General features: G+C 73.1%; 13 protein-coding genes and 1 pseudogene. 7 read left to right on the top strand and 7 right to left on the bottom strand.

Annotation, left to right across the window (positions count from 1 at the left end; translation table 11 throughout):
- From Q0741_RS01410 to Q0741_RS01400, 3 genes are all read left to right on the top strand, one after another.
- Window positions 1–2150, top strand: a 2150-nt coding sequence (locus tag Q0741_RS01410) for a cadherin-like domain-containing protein (protein ID WP_298231418.1), incomplete at its 5' end; no start/stop codon positions are given.
- A 240-nt stretch (window positions 2151–2390) separates the two neighbouring features.
- The gene (locus Q0741_RS01405) at window positions 2391–3692 is read left to right on the top strand and encodes an HlyD family efflux transporter periplasmic adaptor subunit (RefSeq protein ID WP_298231417.1); all 1302 of its coding nucleotides are present in this window, start codon (window positions 2391–2393) and stop codon (window positions 3690–3692) included.
- Complete coding sequence (locus tag Q0741_RS01400; RefSeq protein ID WP_298231416.1) at window positions 3689–5830, top strand: HlyD family efflux transporter periplasmic adaptor subunit; 2142 nt, start codon at window positions 3689–3691, stop codon at window positions 5828–5830. Before Q0741_RS01405 ends, Q0741_RS01400 begins: the two co-directional genes overlap by 4 nt.
- Before the next feature lie 51 nt (window positions 5831–5881).
- On the opposite strand, the gene Q0741_RS01395 is transcribed toward Q0741_RS01400, so the two are convergent.
- From Q0741_RS01395 to ypfH, 3 genes are all read right to left on the bottom strand, one after another.
- Window positions 5882–6739 (bottom strand): 2OG-Fe(II) oxygenase, encoded by an 858-nt coding sequence (locus Q0741_RS01395; protein WP_298231415.1) that lies wholly within the window; start codon window positions 6737–6739, stop codon window positions 5882–5884.
- Window positions 6740–6741: 2 nt separating this feature from the next.
- A complete protein-coding gene (gene yaaA / locus Q0741_RS01390; RefSeq protein ID WP_298231414.1) occupies window positions 6742–7542 on the bottom strand; it encodes a peroxide stress protein YaaA in 801 nt (266 codons plus the stop codon).
- Between the two features lie 244 nt (window positions 7543–7786).
- On the bottom strand, window positions 7787–8485 hold the full coding sequence (gene ypfH, locus Q0741_RS01385; protein ID WP_298231413.1) for an esterase: 699 nt from the start codon (window positions 8483–8485) through the stop codon (window positions 7787–7789).
- A gap of 253 nt (window positions 8486–8738) precedes the next feature.
- On the opposite strand from ypfH, the gene Q0741_RS01380 reads away from it, so the two are divergent.
- The 3 genes from Q0741_RS01380 to Q0741_RS01370 all read left to right on the top strand — a co-directional run bounded on the left by Q0741_RS01380 (window position 8739) and on the right by Q0741_RS01370 (window position 10869).
- A complete protein-coding gene (locus Q0741_RS01380; protein WP_298231412.1) occupies window positions 8739–9197 on the top strand; it encodes a metallophosphoesterase family protein in 459 nt (152 codons plus the stop codon).
- 65 nt (window positions 9198–9262) lie between these two features.
- Complete coding sequence (locus Q0741_RS01375; RefSeq protein WP_298231411.1) at window positions 9263–10279, top strand: XdhC family protein; 1017 nt, start codon at window positions 9263–9265, stop codon at window positions 10277–10279.
- Window positions 10280–10302: 23 nt separating this feature from the next.
- Window positions 10303–10869 (top strand): nucleotidyltransferase family protein, encoded by a 567-nt coding sequence (locus Q0741_RS01370; RefSeq protein ID WP_298231410.1) that lies wholly within the window; start codon window positions 10303–10305, stop codon window positions 10867–10869.
- Between the two features lies 1 nt (window position 10870).
- Here Q0741_RS01370 and Q0741_RS01365 read toward each other — a convergent pair whose 3' ends face one another.
- From Q0741_RS01365 to Q0741_RS01355, 3 genes are all read right to left on the bottom strand, one after another.
- Complete coding sequence (locus Q0741_RS01365; protein ID WP_298231409.1) at window positions 10871–11311, bottom strand: META domain-containing protein; 441 nt, start codon at window positions 11309–11311, stop codon at window positions 10871–10873.
- 8 nt (window positions 11312–11319) lie between these two features.
- Entirely contained in the window at window positions 11320–12525 is a 1206-nt protein-coding gene (locus Q0741_RS01360; protein ID WP_298231408.1) for a trypsin-like serine protease, read from the bottom strand.
- Between the two features lie 271 nt (window positions 12526–12796).
- Entirely contained in the window at window positions 12797–15301 is a 2505-nt protein-coding gene (locus tag Q0741_RS01355) for a YgiQ family radical SAM protein (protein WP_298231407.1), read from the bottom strand.
- Window positions 15302–15703: 402 nt separating this feature from the next.
- On the opposite strand from Q0741_RS01355, the pseudogene Q0741_RS01350 reads away from it, so the two are divergent.
- Window positions 15704–16834 (top strand): annotated as a pseudogene (locus Q0741_RS01350) (methyl-accepting chemotaxis protein); the annotation flags it as partial.
- Window positions 16835–16840: 6 nt separating this feature from the next.
- Here Q0741_RS01350 and Q0741_RS01345 read toward each other — a convergent pair.
- On the bottom strand, window positions 16841–18002 hold a 1162-nt coding region (locus Q0741_RS01345; RefSeq protein ID WP_298231406.1), incomplete at its 5' end, for a PLP-dependent aminotransferase family protein.

The following is an 18002-nucleotide window of genomic DNA, read 5'->3' as shown; positions in this document are numbered from 1 at the left end:
GCACCGCACGCCTGATCACGCAAGCCGAGCTGCTGGCCAACGCCAGCGACATCGAAGGCGACCAGCTGGTGGCTTCCGGCCTGACGATCACGTCGGGCAAGGGCTCGCTGATCGACAACCTCGACGGCACCTGGAGCTACACGCCCGCCGCCAACGACGACGGCGCGGTGAGCTTCAGCTTCACTATCACCGATTACGGCAGCACCGGCGGTGCGCCGGATGCCAAGTCCGTGACCGGCACCGCCTCGCTGGACATCACGCCAGTCAACGACGTCCCCCTGGCTGCGGCCGATACCGCCCTCCTCGTGCAGGACACGCCGCTGGTCATCGATGTGCTCGCCAATGACGGCGACATCGACGGCGGCTCCCTCGCGGTCACACAGGTGGCTGGACAGTCCCTGGGCGTGGGCGACACCGTCGCCGTGGCGGGTGGCCGCGTGAGCCTCGAAGCCGACGGGCGGCTGCGCTTCACGCCCACGCCCGGCTTCAGTGGCACGGGCCGCTTCAGCTACACGGTGCAGGACGGCCGCGGCGGCAGCGCCGAGGCCTGGGTGGACTTCAACGTCCGCGCCGTCACGCTGAGCAGCCCGACCGTCAACGAGGCTTCCGACTGGGCCGTGTTCACCCTCGTCGCGCCGGCGGGTGAGCGCTTCGTCCTCACGCTGGCCGAGGGCAATGGCCCGGGGCAGGCCGATCTCGACCAGGCGCAGCGCATCGAGGTGTGGAACGGCAGCGCCTGGATCGCCCACGATCCGGCCCAGCGCAGCGAGGTTCCGGCCAGCGGCACGCTGCTCGTGCGCGTGGACAACCGCCAAGAGCAGGACGAGCCCTACGAGGGCGCCGAGCGCTTCGTGTTGCGCGCCGTCCATGCCGGCGGCGCTTCCTTCGACACCATCGCCACGATCGTCGACGACGGCTCGGGCCAGCGCTTCTCCGGCACCGTCACGGCAGGGGCGCCCGATGCGTCGAGCAGTGGCCTGGAGGACGACCGCCCGGTCAGCGTCTCCAGTCCGAGCGTCAACGAGGCCTCGCCCTGGGCCGTGTTCACCGTCGGCGGCACGGCCGGCCAGTCGGTCAGCCTGCAGCTCACCGGCGGCAGCGCCAGCGGCGCGGGTGTGGACTTCGGCACCGCCGGCAGCACCGGCTTGCAAGTCTCGACCGACGGCGGCCGGACCTGGACGGCCTACACGGCAGCCGTGACGCTGCCCGCGGGCGGCACGCTGCTGGTGCGCACGCCGGTCGTCAATGACAGCCTGAGCGAGGGTGCCGAAACCTTCAGCCTCAGCGCCACGCCCACCGGCGGCCATGCCGCCACGGGCACGGCAACGCTGTACGACGACGGCACGGGCACGGTGTTCCGCGCCGACGGCAGCGCCGACACCGAGGCCCTGCGCAACAACGACCGCCCACGCGCCGAGCCGGCGCCGCCCCCCGCCCCGGCGCCCGCACCGGCGCCCGCCCCGGCACCGGCCCCTGTGGAAGCGCCCCCGGCACCGGCTCCCACGGCCATGCGCTTCGACTCCGCGCTGGTGCTGCCCACGGCGCCGCGGCCCACCGAGACGCTGGCCGATAACAGCCCCGTGCGCTCCTCGATCAGCGAGCCCAGCGACGTTGGCGACATCTACACCCGCTCCAGCGGCTTCCGCACCATGGTCACCCCCGCCAACGAGCCCACGCTGCGCATGTTCCGCGGCATAGAGGACCAGGTCGTGCCCGCGGCGAAGGAGATCAACCTGCAGGTGCCGACCGACGCCTTTGTCCACACCGACGCCAACGAGACGGTGCTACTCACCGCGACGCTGGCCGACGGCACGCCGCTGCCGGCCTGGCTGCATTTCGACGGCAAGGCCGGCACCTTCAACGGCGTGCCGCCCGCGGGCCAGGCCCTGGATTTGCGCGTCAAGGTCCAGGGCCGGGACTCGCAAGGCCGCGAGGCCAATGCGATGTTCCGGATCAAGTCGAGCGGGGAACCGGTGCCCGACGGCACCCCCGCGGAACCCGGCAAGACCAGCCGCGCCGCGCCCCCGCGCGGCGGGCTGGACGCGCAGCTCATGCGCGGCGACGCGCTGAGCCAGCGCCATGGCCTGTGGCAGTCGCAGCGCAACGGCCAGGGCATCGCCCAGCGCGTGCCCCTGCGCCGCAGCGTCTGACGGCAACTTTGTCGCACCCCGGCCCGGAACGCGCAGCCGCGCCTGCGCCGCCGGGGCCGCGCGCGTGTTCTCATCGCGGCCTGCTTCAGCTGGCCTTCCCCACCGGGGAAGCCAGCCCGGTGCGCGTGATGGCCCGTGCCCGCCCAGGCCGGCATGCCGGCGGACAAGGCGCCGCCACTTTCCCCCGAGGTCCAGACCTCGCGTCCTCCCCGCGGCACCACACGAACCCCAGGACACGCCATGAGCTTTGACAGTCAGGAGGCCCTGCACCTGCTGGCCGACACCCGCGCCGCCGACTGCCCCGCCGCACGCCGCTTCACGCTGCTCAACCGCACGCGTGCGCACGTGCCCTACCACGCCGCCGTGCTGTGGCAGGAGGGCCAGCTGCTCGGCCACTCCGGTGCCAGCCAGATCGATGCGCTGGGGCCCTACGGCCAGTGGCTGCAGCGCCTGGCGCGCGAGCGCGTGCTCACGCCGGGTCCCTTCGAGGCGGCGCAGGTGCCCGCCGTGGCCGCGGCCTGGGAGGAATGGTGGCCGCCCTACGCGCTGTCCCTGCCCGGCACGCAGGGCCGCTTGCTGCTGCTGGTGCGCGAGCTGCCCTGGACGCCGGCCGAGATCAACGCCCTGCACGACTGGTTCGATCTCTGGCAGCTCGCCGAGCAGGCCGCCCAGGCCACACAGCCGCGCCGCGTGCTGGACCTGGGAGCATTGCGCCAGTGGCTGCGGGGCTTCAAGCCGCGCCGCAGGACCGCGCTCGCGCTGGCGGCCGTGGCGCTGCTGGCGGCGCTGCCGGTGCGGCTGACGGTGCGCGCGCCGGGCGAGATCGTGCCGCGCGAGCCCACCGTGCTGCGCGCCAGCGTGGACGGCATGGCGCGGCGGCTCCTGGTCGAGCCCAACCAGGTGGTGCAGGCAGGGCAACTGCTGGCCGAGCTGGACGACGCCGCGGCGGCGAGCCGGCTGCTGGTGGCGCGCCAATCGCTCGCCACGGCCGAGGCCGAGTGGCGCCAGACCATGCAGCAGGCCCTGGGCGATGCGCGCGCCAAGGCCCAGTTGGCCGTGGCGCAGGGCCGCATGGAGGAAAAGCGCACCGAGGTGGCCTACCTGGACGAGCAGGTGCGTCGCACCGAGCTGCGCGCCCCGCACGATGGCGTGGTGCTGGTGGAAGACCCCGGCAACTGGGCCGGCCGCACCGTGGTCGCGGGCGAGCCGCTGCTGCGCCTGGCCAAGCCCGAGGACCAGGAGATCGAAGCCTGGCTCCCGGTGGCCGATGCGGTGGAGCTGCCCGAGGGCAGCCCGGTGAGGCTGTTCCTGTCCAGCCGCCCAGCCAGCCCGGTGCCGGCGCAGCTGCGCCTGTATGCCTTCGAGGCCTCGCCGCGGCCCGAGGGCGGCCTGGCCTACCGGTTGCGCGGCCGCATCGACGGCGCGCCCACCGAGCGCCTGGGCGCGCGCGGCACGGCGCACGTGGACGGCCCGCGCGTGCCGTTGATCTATTGGGTGCTGCGCCGCCCGCTGGCCGCGCTGCGCGAAGCCACCGGGTGGTGAGCGTGGCCGCGACGCTGCCTTTGATGGCGATGGCCGGCCCCCCGGCGGCCGCCCCCTGGCCCGCGCTGCGCCAGGACCTGCAGCTGCACCATGCGCCGGCGCTGGCCGACGGTTCGCCGAGCTGGACGCTGCACGACCCCGTGCGGCACCGCTTCACGCGCATCGACTGGATCACGCACGAGGTGCTGCGGCGCTGGTGGCTGGCCGACCCGGTGCTGATCGCCGAGCAGGTCAACGCCCACACCACGCTGGCCATCGAGCCCGCCCATGTGCTGCAGGTGCTGGAGTTCGCGCGCCGCCACGAGCTGGTCGAGCCCGCCGTGGCGCCGCCGGCGGCCGCGCAGGCGGGCACGTTGCGCGCCGCCGCCACCTGGCTGATGCACCACTACCTGTTCTTCCGCATACCGCTGTTCAGCCCGGACGCGCTGCTGCAGCGGCTGCTGCCCTGGGCGCGGCAGCTGGGCCGTCCGGCCGTCACGCGCGCCACCGCGCTGGCGCTGCTGCTGGGGCTGCTGGCGGTGGCGCGCGACTGGTCCGCGTTCACCACCCAGGCCGTGGACCTGCTGTCCTGGCGCGGACTGGCGCTCTACGGCCTCACGCTGGTGGGCGTGAAGGTGGCGCACGAGTTCGGCCACGCCTTCACCGCGCGCCACCACGGCTGCCGCGTGCCCACCATGGGGGTGGCCTTCATGGTGCTGTGGCCGGTGGCCTACACCGACACCTCCGAGGTCTGGCGCCTGGCGGACGCGCGCGCGCGGCTGCGGGTGGCGCTGGCCGGGGTGCGCACCGAGCTGAGCATCGCCGCCTGGGCGACGCTGGCCTGGGCGCTGCTGCCCGACGGGCCGCTGCGCACCGCCGCCTTCATCCTGGGCACGCTGACCTGGGTCAGCACGGTGCTGGTCAACCTCAGCCCCTTCATGCGCTTCGACGGCTACTTCGTGCTGTGCGACCTGCTCGACCAGCCCAACCTGCACGAGCGCAGTTTCCAGCTCGCGCGCTGGTGGCTGCGGCGCGTGCTGCTGGGATGGGAGGCGCCGCCACCGGAGGACATGGCGGCGGGACAGCGGCGCGCCTGGATCGCCTTCGCCTTCGCCACCTGGGCCTACCGGCTGGTGCTCTACCTGGGCATCGCCTGGCTCGTCTACCACTTCGCCGTCAAGGCGGTGGGCCTCGTGCTCTTCGCCGTCGAACTGGGGTTTTTCGTGATGCTTCCCGTGATCCGTGAGCTCAGGGTTTGGCAGGCCGGTCGCCAAGCCTGGCGCGGCAGCCCCCGCGCGCGCCGCAGCCTGGGCCTGTTGCTACTGCTGGGCCTGCTGGGCTTCGTGCCGCTGCCCGCCCGCGAGAGCGCCGGCGCGCTGCTGCAGCCAGCGCAGCACCTGGCCCTGCGGCTGCCGACCGCGGCGGTGCTGGAAGCGGTGCACGTGCAACCCGGCCAGCACGTCGCCGCCGGCGCGCCGCTGCTGGAGGCCTCGGCCGCGGCGCTGGAGCAGCGGCTGCAGGCGGCCCAGGTGCGCATCCGCCAGTTGCAGGCGCAGGTGAGCGGCGCCAGCGTGGACGTGGCGCAGCAGGCGCAGTGGGGCTCGCTGCAGAAGCAACTCGCCACGGCACGCCAGGAGGCCGTCGCGGCGCAGGAGGACATGGCGCGGCTGCGCCCGCGCGCGCCTTTCGACGGCGTGGTGGTGACGCTGGACGAGGCGGCGCGCCCGGGCAGCGTGGCCGCGCCGCAGCAGACCCTGATGCAGTTCGCCGCGCCCGGGCGCTGGCGCGTGGTGGCCTACGCCAGCGAACACACGGCGCGCGCATTGCGTCCGGGGGACGCGGCCGCGTTCACGGCCGATGCCGCGCCTTTGCACCAGCTGCCGGCGCAGGTATTGAGCGTCGCCCCGCATGCCAGCACCTTGCTGGCCGAGCCGCTGCTGGCGCAGGCCAACGGCGGCGCGGTGGACGCCGTGGCGCAGGGCCACGACTGGCTGCTCACGCAACCGCTGTACCGCGTGGAGCTGGAGCTGCAGGCCGACCCGCGGCTGTCGCCGCGCCAGTGGCGCGGCCATGCCGTGCTGCCGCAGCCCGCGCGCAGCGCCTGGGAGCGGCTGTGGACGGCGGCGGCCGGGGTACTGGTGCGGGAAGTGGGGTTCTGAGCGCCGCCGGCCGCGGCCGAAGCCGCGCACAGGCGCGGCAAGGGTGACGGCTCAGGCGAACACGCGCTCCCGCAGCCACTTGGTGGCGACCCACTTCTCGCCCGAGATCACCGGCGCGCCACCGTGCAGGGTGCGGGTGTCGGGATGCGGGTGGGCGTAGCTGAAGAACACCGCGTTGCCCTTGAGCGGGGCCACTTCCAGGCCCACGTCGGGGAAGGTGGTGCCGCCGCCCTGCGCCGGGGTGTTCAGGTACATCACCAGCGTGCCCACGCGCTGGCCGCCGCGCTGCAGGATCGCCGGCGTGCCGGGCTGGTCGGGATCGAAGTAATCGTGGTGCGGCCGGTACTCGGCGCCGGGCCCGTAGCGCAGGATCTGCAGCCCCTCGCCATGGTCCACCGGCCAGTTCAGCAGCGCGGCGATGCGCGCCTCGATGCGCTGGTGCAGCGCCGACTCGCCGCGGCCGAAGAACATGCCGCTGCTGGTACGCGCGGAGTTGACCTCGCTGCCGCCGGTGGCGGTGTCCACCGTCTCCGAGCGCGCCAGGCGCGGGCGCGCCAGCTCGACGAGCTGGTCGCACTCCTGCTCCGACAGGAAGCCGCCGAAGACCACCACGCGCGGGTTGTCCATGGTCATGAGCACCTGCACCGGGCGGTCGCCGGCCATCACCACGCTGGGACGGTCCTTGAGCCGCGGCTCGGGCACCGCCACCTTGGCCAGCGGCGCGGGCTGCACCGCGGGCTTCTGCAGCGTGTCCATGAAGCCCTGCAGCGTGGTCTCCATCGCGTCCAGCGCCACCGTCTCCTCCCAACCGCTGGCGCGCATGGCCGCCAGCACGGCCTCGGGCCGGTGCCCGGCGCGGGCTTGGTCGATGATCCACTGGCGCAATTCGGGGGTGATCTGCTGGCTCATGTTCAGGCTCCCAAGGTGTCGGATTGGCGGCGGCGAAACACCAGCCGGTCGGCGGTGGAGGCGGCGGCGTCGAAGCGGTAGCCCTCGGCGTCGAACTCGCGCAGCGCGTCCACCCGCACCGCGCGCTGCGTCACGGCCCAGCGCGCCATCAGGCCCCGCGCGCGCTTGGCCCAGAAGCTCACGACCTTCCAGCCGCTGCCCTTCCAGTCCTCGAACACGCATTCGACGATGCGCAGGCCCGGCAGCGCCTTGCGGTCCACCGCCTTGAAATATTCCTGCGAGGCCAGGTTCACCAGCACCGGCTGCGGGTCCTGCGCCAGCTGCGCGCGCAGGTGCTCGGCGATGCGCACGCCCCACCAGGCGTAGAGGTCCTTGCCGCGCGGGTTGCGCAGCTTGGTGCCCATCTCCAGCCGGTAGGGCTGCAGCCGGTCCAGCGGGCGCAGCACGCCGTAGAGGCCGGAGAGGATCGCCACGTGCCGCTGCGCCCACTCCAGGTCTTCCAACGCCAGCGACTTGGCGTCCAGCCCGTCGTAGACGTCGCCGTCGAAGGCCAGCACCGCGGGCTTGCTGTTGTCGTCGTCGAAGGTGCTGGACCAGGCACCGAAGCGCGCCACGTTGAGCGCGGCCAGCGGGGCGGAGAGGTCCATCAGCGCCGAGATCTCGGCCGGCGTCTTCGGCTTGAGTTGCTCCACCAGCGCCGCGGCCTCATCGACGAAGGCCGGCAGCGTGGCGCGCTGCAGCACCGCCGGCGGCACGGGGGTGTCGTAGTCCAGGGCTTTGGAGGGGGAAAGCAGGAACAGCATGGGCTGGAAAACGGCGGGATTCGAAAGCGGAAACAAGACCGCGAGCGCGGGAGGCTGCGCCGCGGACAACCGCCCATTTTGCGCGGTCCGGGGGCGGCGGGCGGTTTGATCCGGGTTTGGGAAGCCTCCGGCGCCGCGGCCGGCAGACGTCAGCCGCAAGCAAGTCCGGCCCGCTCCCTGGGTGGAAAGCGAAGCGACTTGGCCTACGAAATACCGACGGCGCGGCTCCGCCGAACACCTCTGCTCAATGCATCCCCCCATCCCGCTGCATGCGCGGCGCCGCGCCCAGCGCGGCCTGCCAGGTGCGGTGCGGGATGTGGCTGCGCAACCGGTGGATGGCCTCCTCGATCAGCGCCGGGTGCAGCACGTGGCCCACGCCCTCGGCGATGTCCAGCGTGGCGTCGCCGCCCAGCAGGGCCAGGCGGTCCAGCGCCTCGCGGGCGTGGCGCGCCGGCATCACCGTGTCCGCGCCGCCGTGCAGCAGGTGCAGCGTGGTGAGCTGCGGCGCGTGGTCGGGCAGCACGGCGTAGCGGCCACTGAAGGCCAGCACGCGACCGGCCAGGCCGTCCTCGGCCTGCGCCGTCTCCAGCGCCAGGATCGCGCCCTGCGAAAACCCCACCAGCGCGGTGACCGCCGGCGCGGCCCGCAGCCGCTCCTGCGCCGCGCGCAGCCAGCGCACGAAGCGCTCACGCGCCGCCGCCACGCGCGGCGGCCGGTTCTCCTCGGTAATGCCGCTCACGGAAAACCACTGCCGCCCCTGCGGGCCGGCGTCATAGGCGTCGAAACCCTCGGGAATCAGCAGCGCCGCCTGCGGAAACTCGCGCTGCAGCGCCTGCGCCAGCGGCAGCATCGAGGCGGCATCCGCCCCGACGCCGTGCAGCAGCACCATCAGTTGCGGCGGAACCCCCTGATTAGGGGACACGATTTCAAGGCAATCACTCATTCAAAGATTGTGCGGGAGCGCTGTTTCAGGGCCGGAATCCGCCACCAAGCCCCTGCTCCGTGCGCCGGCAAGACCCCGTGTCCTGCCGGGGTGCCCCGGGCCTTGCCGGGAGGCGCTGGCCGCCGAGCCGGCCCAGGCCCGCCATGCCCCTACCATGGCACACCCCCTGAACAAAGGAGTCCACGATGCGCGAACACATGTACAGGGCACAGCCACCGGCGGCCTGAGCCGGGGGCGCAGAAGCGTTTCGCGCATGCGGCGCATTGGTCTCATCGCCGACACCCACGGCCTGCTGCGTCCCCAGGCGCTGGCCGCGCTGCAGGGCTGCGACGCGCTGATCCACGCCGGCGACATCGGCCCGCCGGAGCTGCTGCAGCGGCTGCGGAAGCTCGCGCCGCTGACCGTGGTGCGCGGCAACAACGACCGCGCCGACTGGGCGCGCGCCCTGCCCCACACCGCGCTGCTGCCGGTGGAACAGGTGCTGGTGTGCGTGGTGCACGACGTGAAGGAACTGCCCGCGCCTGCGCCCGCGGGCGTGCGCGTGGTGGTGTCGGGCCACTCGCACCGCCCGGGCTGCGCCGAGCGTGACGGGCTGCTGTGGGTCAACCCCGGCAGCGCCGGGCCGCGGCGCTTCAAGCTGCCGGTGTCGGTGGGAGAACTGCTCGTGGACGGCGCCGCGGTGGAAGTGCGGCTGCACGCGCTGGAGATCTGATTCATTTCCCCGTTCGCCCTGGGCGGGCCTAACGGGCATGCCAACAAGGGAGCGAAAAAGAGTTCATGGAAGCCGTCGATCTGGAAGTCATGCGCGCCGCCCTGGCCTGGGCCGGCGAGGGCCGGCGCTGCTGGAGCGCCACGGTGCTGGGCACCTACGGCTCGGCGCCGCGCCCGGTGGGCGCCATGGCGCTGCTGTGCGAGGACGGCCGCGTTGCCGGCTCGGTCTCGGGCGGCTGCGTGGAGGACGACCTGACCGCGCTGCTGCGGGCCGACGCCCAGGGCCTCGCGCAGGGCCGGCGCCTGGTCTACGGCCGCAGCGACGAGGAGCGCGCGCGGCTGCGCCTGCCCTGCGGCGGCAGCCTGGAGCTGTGGGCCGAGCCCGCGCCGCTGGCCGATTTCGAGGCGGCGCTGCGCTTCATCGACGCCGGCCAGGGGTGCGTGCGCGAGATCGCGCTGCCCGACGGCCGCTCGCACGTGCGCGCCGCGCGCCCCGGCGACGCGAGCGCGCTGGCGCGGGACCAGGGCCTGTTCACCCAGCGCCTGGGGCCGCGGCGGCGCCTGGTGCTCATCGGCGCGGCGGAGGTCTCGCGCTACCTCGCGCCCATCGCCCGCACGCTGGACTTCGAAGTCATCGTCATCGACCCGCGCCGCGAGTACCTGGACAGCTGGCCCCAGGACAGCCCCGCGCGGCTGCTGGCCGACATGCCCGACGACGCGCTGGCGGCGCTGCGGCCCGATGCCAGCACCGCCGTGGTCGCGCTCTCGCACGACCCCAAGCTCGACGACATGGCGCTGCTGGAGGCCCTGCCCGGCACCGCCTTCTACGTCGGCGCGATGGGCTCCGCGCGCAGCACCGCGGCGCGGCGCGAGCGGTTGGCGCTGTTCGAGCTGGCGCCCGAGGCCATCGCGCGGCTGCGCGGCCCGGCCGGGCTGGACCTGGGCAGCCGCACGCCACCGGAGATCGCGGTGGCGATCGCCGCGGAGCTGATCCAGTGCTGCCGCGCGGAGGAAACCCGCCAGCGCCGGCAGGCTGCGGCGCAGCAGGACGCTCACGCCGGCGCGTGCCGGGCGCCGGCGTGAGCGTCATGGAGGGTCCGGCCCCCGTGCGGCCTTTGCTGCTGGCCGGCGGCTACTCCGTGCGCTTCGGCAGCGACAAGCGACAGGTGGCACTGGCCGAGGGTGACACGCTGCTGGAGCGCAGCCTGCGCACGTGGCAGCAGGCACTGGGGACGGTGTACGTGGCGCTGCGCGGGGACGACGCGGCGCTGGCGCTGCGCGTGCACGCACTGGGTGCGCACCCGCTGTGCTGCACACGCAGCGCGGACGGCCTGGGCGCCACGCTGGCGCAGGCCGTGGCGCTGTTGCCGCCGGGGCCGGTGCTGGTGGGGCTGGCGGACATGCCCTTCGTGCAACCCTCCACGCTGCGGGCGCTGGCGCGGCGGCTGGAGGAAGGCGCGGCGGTGGTGGCGCCCTACTTCGGCGCGCGGCGCGGCAACCCGGTGGGCTTTGCCGCGCAGCACCGGCCGCTGCTGCTGGGCCTGCAGGGCGACCGGGGCGCGGGCGCACTGCTGGCCTCGCTGCCGCTGGAACACCTGCCGGTGGAGGACGCCGGGGTGCTGCTGGACATCGACAGCCCGGGGGATCTGGAGGCGGCGCGGGGGAAGGGGTGACTCACCTCCCCTCCCTCTCGAACACCCCTCCCGGCCGCCCCTCCCGCGCCGGCAGCACCAGCCGGTTTCCCTCCACCCGTGCGGCGCGCAGGTGCGCCAGCGGATCGGCCAGGTCCAGCGGCATCGGGATCGCGTCCGGGCAGGCGCGGCGCGTCGCCACCACGCTGCCGGGCTGGTCCAGGCGGCCGTTGAACTGATTGCAGCCGTCGAAGCCCTGGATCACGTCGCCCTGCACGCTGAAGCCGGGCCGCCGCTGCGCCGCCACCTCGCGCAGCGAGCGCTGGCCCAGCTCGGCCAGCAGCCAGCGCCCCTCCCATGACGCCGCCTGCGGCGCACCCGGCGCCGACGTGGCCGCGCAGGCCGCCAGCGCGGTGCCCAGCAGCCCCGCGCCGGCCAGGCGCGCGAGGTGCGCCAGGTGTTTCACGCACAGCCCGGGCCTCATTCCGCACCTCAATTGCAGTAGCCCTGCGACGCGAAGGTGCCTCCGCCGGGCGCGGGGCTGGAGCACAGCGTGTTGAGCAGCGAGCCGATGTTGCCGGCACCGTAGCCGCCGTAGTTGGCGTTCGGATAGCGCGAGTTCTGGCGGAACTGCGAGGAGTAGTTGTCCTTGGGCGCGTTGGGATCGCTGGAGCCCCAGGAGGTCACGCCGATCACGGCCATCACGGGGGCCGTGCCCGCCACGGCGCCGCCGGTCAGCGCAGCGGTGCGCGGGGCGAAGTTCACCACCCACGGGCCGCCGCTGGAGCCGCCGGTGAGGTTGCTGCCCTGCCAGAGCTGACCCGCGCGGCCGACCGTGGTGGTGTAGGTCGGCCCGTCGGTGCGCTGCATGATCGCGCCGCGGTCCATCAGGAACGGATAGCCCAGGGTCGTGACGGCGGCGGTGTGCAGGTTGCCGGTCTTGGACGAGGTCACGAAGGAATAGTTGTTCCAGCCGTAGGCCAGATAGCCGGTGAGGTCGCCCACGAAGCGGCCCCGGGCGTCCCGTGCCAGCGCGATGACGGCCAGGTCGTTGTCCCGCGCCGCGCCGCTGCCGATGTCGGTGCCGTTGGCCCAGCTGGCCGGGCGCACCAGCGCCGCCCAGTTCCAGGTGCCGTAGGGCGCGATCTGCGCCGCCGTGGCACCGGCCGCGCCGTAGTGCCCGGGGCGGAACTGGAAGCCCGAGAAGATCGAGGCGCCGCTGCCGAAGTTCTGGATGCAGTGCGCCGCCGTCACGATCACGCTGCGCCGGATCAGGCTGGCCGAGCAGTAGCCCGCCGAGAAGGTGAGCTTGCCCACGGTGCGGTAGGGGTACGTGGTGCTCAGGCGGCTGGCCGCGGTGGTGCCCGCGGCGCTCTGGTTGCCGTCCTGCACGCGCGTGGTGGTGTAGGGAATGCCGAAGCTGCCGAAGGCGCGGCCGGCGCTGCCGCTGACGATGCCGCTGCGGGTCTTGGCACCCTGCAGGTAAGGCCCGGCGCCGATGTCGGCCGTGACGCCGGTGGTGTCCGGCGCCGGCAGGGGATTGTTCACCGGGCCCAGGCGCAACACCTCCTCGGCGGAGAGGGCGCGCGAGGCCCGATCGTTGTTGATGACAACGGCGTCCTTGGCGACGGCGGCGCCGGCACCGAGCAGCGGCAGCAGCGCCGCGGACGTGAGGAACAGGCTGGAACGGGTCTTCATGAGACCTCCTGTCGAGAACACAACCAAGACAGCCAGTGAACGATGCACTGGACGGGTTCCGGACCGCCTCCTCCTCGATGCTGCGACTGGCGTTGCCGCCGCCCTGTTCCTGGAGGGCTCGTCGCGTGACCGGTCCGGATGAGCCTCAATCTAGGCGGCACGCCCCGGCGCGCCCTCCTTCCCAGGAGGGGCCTGCTGGAGTTGGCTCGGTAGAGGGCAGGAGTTCAAGCGCCGCAAACGTTGCACCGGCAACAGCTGGCGCAGCGCCCCCTCACCGCCCCTTGCGCCCGCCCGTGCCCTTCGCTACCCCGGCGCGCGCGCCGCTGTCGCGCGGCGGCAGCCCGGTGTGCTGCGTCAGCAGCGTGCCGCGGCGCGGCGCCTGGCCCGCCGGCTTGGCATAGGACACGGCGCCCTTGCCCGGACCGGCCGGCTTGCCGAAGCCCGGCGCGGCCTTGCCGGGTGCGGCCGCCGCCTTGCCCACCGGCGGCGCCGCAGCGGCCTTGCCCGTCGGCTTGGCCACCGAGGTGCGGGCGCCCGCAACCGTGCTGTTCTTGCGCCGCGCGCTCTGGTAGGCCCCATCCGTCGCCGGCTGGAAGGTGGGGATCAGGTGGTGCTTGCCATTGCCGATCAGGTCGGCCCGGCCCAGTTCCTTGAGCGCGTCGCGCAGCAGCGGCCAGTTGTTGGGATCGTGGTAGCGCAGGAAGGCTTTATGAAGCCGGCGCCGGCGCTCGCCGCGCACGATGTCCACCTTCTCGCCCTTGGCCGGGTCGCGGCTGATGCCCTTGAGCGGGTTGAGCCCCGAGTGGTACATGGCCGTGGCGGTGGCCATGGGCGAGGGGTAGAAGGTCTGCACCTGGTCGGCCCTGAAGCCGTTGCGCTTGAGCCAAAGCGCGAGGTTCATCATGTCCTCGTCGCTGGTGCCCGGGTGCGCGGCGATGAAGTACGGAATCAGGAACTGCTGCTTGCCCGCCTCGGCGCTGAACTGCTCGAACAGCTGCTTGAAGCGGTCGTAGGTGCCGATGCCCGGCTTCATCATCTTGGACAGCGGCCCGCCCTCGGTGTGCTCCGGCGCGATCTTCAGGTAGCCGCCCACGTGGTGCGTGACGAGCTCCTTGATGTACTCGGGCGACTTCACCGCCAGGTCGTAGCGCAGGCCCGAACCGATGAGGATCTTCTTGACGCCCGGCAGCGCGCGGGCGCGCCGGTACATCTTGATGAGGTGGCTGTGGTCGGTGCGCAGGTTCTGGCACACGTCCGGATAGACGCAGCTGGGCTTGCGGCATGCGGCCTCGATCTGCGGGCTCCTGCAGCCCAGCCGGTACATGTTGGCCGTGGGGCCGCCGAGGTCGGAGACCACGCCGGTGAAGCCGGTCACCTTGTCGCGCATCTCCTCGATCTCGCGGATCACGGAGTCCTCGCTGCGGCTCTGGATGATGCGGCCCTCGTGCTCGGTGATGGAGCAGAAGGTGCAGCCGCCGAAGCAGCCGCGCATGATGTTGACCGAGAAACGAATCATCTCCCACGCCGGGATCTTGGTCGCGCCGTCGTGGCGGCCGTCCCCGTCGGCGTAGCGCGGATGCGGGCTGCGCGCGTAGGGCAGGTCGAAGACGTGGTCCATCTCCGCCGTGGTGAGCGGAATCGGCGGCGGGTTGATCCACAGGTCGCGCTCGCCGTGGCGCTGCACCAGCGCGCGCGCGTTGCCGGGGTTGGTCTCCAGGTGCAGCACGCGGTTGGCGTGGGCGTAGAGCACCGGGTCGGACTTCACCTGCTCGTAGCTCGGCAGCCGGATCACGGTGCGCTCGCGCGCGGGCATGGCGATGCGGCCGGACTTGCGGCTCACGGGCATGGCGACCACGGCCTCGACCCCACCACCCGTTCGGGCTGAGCTTGTCGAAGGGCCTGCAGCCTGGCCGGGAGACAGGGCTTCGACAGGCTCAGCCCGAACGGAATCCTGTTCCTCCTTCGCGCAGGAGCCGCCCTGCGCCTGGGCCTGCTCCCCGGTCGTGAGGTAGGGATTGATGTGCTCGTCGATGCGCCCGGGGAGGTCCACCTCGGAGGAGTTCAGCTCGAACCAGCCTTCGGCGCTGGGGTCGTGGCTGCGGCGCATGAAGGCGGTGCCGCGCACGTCGGTGATCTTCTCCACCGCCTCGCGCCGGCCCAGGCGGTGGGCCACCTCCACCAGCGCGCGCTCGGCGTTGCCGTAGAGCAGCAGGTCGGCCTTGGAATCGACCAGGATCGAGCGCCGCACCTTGTCCTGCCAGTAGTCGTAGTGCGCGATGCGGCGCAGCGAGGCCTCGATGCCGCCGATGACCAGCGGCACGTCGGGGAAGGCCTCGCGGCAGCGCTGCGCGTACACCAGGCAGGCGCGATCGGGCCGCGAGCCGCCGGCGCCGCCGGGGGTGTAGGCGTCGTCGCTGCGAATCTTCCGGTCGGCGGTGTAGCGGTTGATCATCGAATCCATGTTCCCGGCGGTGACGCCCCAGAACAGGTTCGGCTTGCCCAGCGCCTTGAAGGGCTCGGCACTGTGCCAATCGGGCTGGGCAATGATCCCGACGCGAAAGCCCTGCGCCTCCAGCACGCGACCGATCACGGCCATGCCGAAGCTGGGATGGTCCACGTAGGCGTCACCGGTGACGAGCACCACGTCGCAGCTGTCCCAGCCGAGCGCGTCCATTTCCTCCCGGCTGGTGGGCAGGAACTTCGCGGTGCCGAAGCGCTTGGCCCAGTACGGGCGCCAGGAGGTGATCGGCTTGGCGGTGGGCGGAAGTTGGGTCACGGCGGCGGGCTGAATGCGGGCAAACCCCGTATTGTCCCCGCAGCCCCGTGACACACCGGTTCAAGGGTTGTGTCCGCCGCAACGTTGTGGTGTGACGTCTTAGGGTTCACCACGCCTAGGCGCCTGATAACCCTACTAACAAAATGTCACGTTAGCCTGCCGGACCGGGGGTTGTCCGGATTGGGGCATTTCGACGCTGTGATTCCCGCGAGGGGGGAAAAGATGACGTTGCGCAACCTGCCGGTCCAGGTCCGGTTGGCCATGGTGTTCGGGACGCTGGTGCTGCTGTTGTGGTTGATGTCGGGCTTCATGCTGATGACGCTGGAGCGCAAGCACGAGAGCTTCCAGCGCCTGGCCAGCGAGCTGAGCGCCGGGCAGGTGCAAGGCAGCGAGCGGGTGGCGGCCGAGGTGCGGGCCGAGGCCGAGGCCAATGACCGCAGCCGCGTGCTGCTGCTGGGCGTGTCCGTGCTGGGGGGCTGCCTGGCCTTCGGGCTGGGGCTGTGGGTGACGCGCTCGATCACCGCGCCCATAGGCCAGGCGCTGGCGGTGGCGGAGTCGGTGGCCGGGGGCAACCTGGGCGTGGACATCGACACGCAGGGCAGCGACGAGGCGGCGCGGCTGCTGCAGGCGCTGGCCACCATGCGCGACGCGCTGGTGAACATCGTCTCCGACGTACGCCGCCATGCCGAGAGCGTGGCCGGCGCCAGCAGCGAGATTGCCGAGGGCAACCAGGAGCTGAGCCACCGCACCGAGGAGCAGGCCGCGGCGCTGGAGGAGAGTGCCGCCTCGATGGAGCAGCTGGGCGGCACCGTGCGGCACAACGCCGACAACGCGCACCAGGCCAACCAGCTCGCGCAGGGCGCCTCGGAGGTGGCGGTGCGCGGCGGCGAGGTGGTGGCGCAGGTGGTGCGCACGATGCGGGGCATCGAGGAGAGCTCGAAGAAGATCGCCGACATCACCAACGTCATCGACGGCATCGCCTTCCAGACCAACATCCTGGCGCTCAACGCCTCGGTGGAGGCCGCGCGCGCGGGCGAGTCCGGGCGCGGCTTCTCGGTGGTGGCCGACGAGGTGCGCAACCTGGCGCAGCGCTGCGCCAACGCGGCCAAGGAGATCAAGGCGCTGATCAATGACAGCGTGCAGCGCGTGGGCCAGGGCTCGGTGCTGGCCGACCAGGCCGGCCACACGATGGAGGACGTGGTCTCGGCGATCCACCGCGTGACGGACCTGATGGGCGAGATCAGCGCCGCCAGCCGCGAGCAGAGCCAGGGCATGGCGCAGGTGAGCGAGGCCGTGGCGCAGATGGACCAGGCCACACAGCAGAACGCCGCGCTGGTGCAGGAAAGCGCCGCGGCGGCCGAGAGCCTCAAGACCCAGGCGCGCGAGATGGTGCGGGCGGTGGCGGTGTTCAGGCTCGCGGGCGAGGCTGCGGCACAGCGCAGCGCCAGCGTGGCGCGGCCGGATTTCAGGCGGCACCTGGCACCGGCGCTGGTGGCGGCCTCGGGTGCGGGGACGGGGACTTACGGGGGGTGAGGCGGCTCAGCCCGCTGCCCCCAGCCGCTCGCGCAGGAACCGCAGCAGCCGCGCATCCGTGGCCCACGCGGCGTTGAGCCGCAGCCGGTCCAGCCCCGCGCCGCGGCGCGAGAACATGTGGCCGCCGGCGATGACGATGCCCGCGGCGCGCGCGGCCTCCACCAGCGCGGGCGCCTCCACCCCCGGCGGCAGCGCGGCCCACAGGAACACCCCTTCCGCCCCTGCGGCCTCGGCGTCGAAGCGCAGCCCGCAGCGCTGCAGCTCGGCGATGGCCGCCACCCGCGCACGCGCCAGCCGCTCGCGCAGCCGCAGCACGTGGCGGTGGTAGCGCCCGCTGCGCAACACCTCCGCCACCAGCGTCTCCTCCAGCGTGGAGCCCGAGAGCACGTCCATGAGTTTCAGTTCCACCAGCCGCTCGGCCAGCGCCGGCGCCGCGGCCAGGTAGCCCACGCGCAGGCTGGGGCTGAGCACCTTGCTGAAGCTGCCCACGTACACCACGCGGCGCAGCCCGTCGATCTGCGCCAGCCGCACGCCGGCATCGCCGGCGAGGTCGCCGTAGACGTCGTCCTCCACCAGCACGAAGTCGAAGGCCTCGGCCAGGTTGAGCACGCGGTGGCTGCGCGCCGGCGTGGTGCTGCCGCCGGTGGGGTTGTGCAGCAGCGTCTGGGTGAAGAAGGCGCGCGGGCGGTACTCCTCGGCCAGCGCGGCCAGGGCCCGCAGGTCCGGGCCCTCGGCCTCGCGCGGCACGCCGATCACGCGCAGCCCCAGCGCCGCGAGCTGGCTGTGCACCAGGAAGTAGCCTGGGTCGTCCACCAGCACCACGTCGCCCGGCGCGGCCAGCGCGCGCGCCGCGAGCTGCAGCGCCTGCGAGGCGCCGAAGCTCGTGACCAGGTGCGCCGCCGTGGCCGGGATCTGCCGTTGCGCCAGCCGCTGCGCCAGCTGCTCGCGCAGCAGCGGCAGGCCCTGCACCGGCGGCACCACCGCGGCCTCGGCGCTTTCGCGCAGGCTGCGCGCCAGCGTGGCGGGCGCGATGGCGTCCTCGTACCAATGCCGCGGGAGGTAGCCCGCGCCGGCCTGCAGCAGCGTGGCGTCGGCCGAGAGCGCGCTGTGCGTGAAGCCGGTGGTGGTGGTGGCCGGCGCGGGTGGCGCCGGCGGCGGCGGCTCGGCC

Origin of the sequence: uncultured Azohydromonas sp. (assembly GCF_937926365.1) — a bacterium.
Taxonomy (GTDB): Bacteria; Pseudomonadota; Gammaproteobacteria; order Burkholderiales; family Burkholderiaceae_C; genus Azohydromonas.
This window is presented reverse-complemented; position numbering and strand designations above follow the sequence as displayed.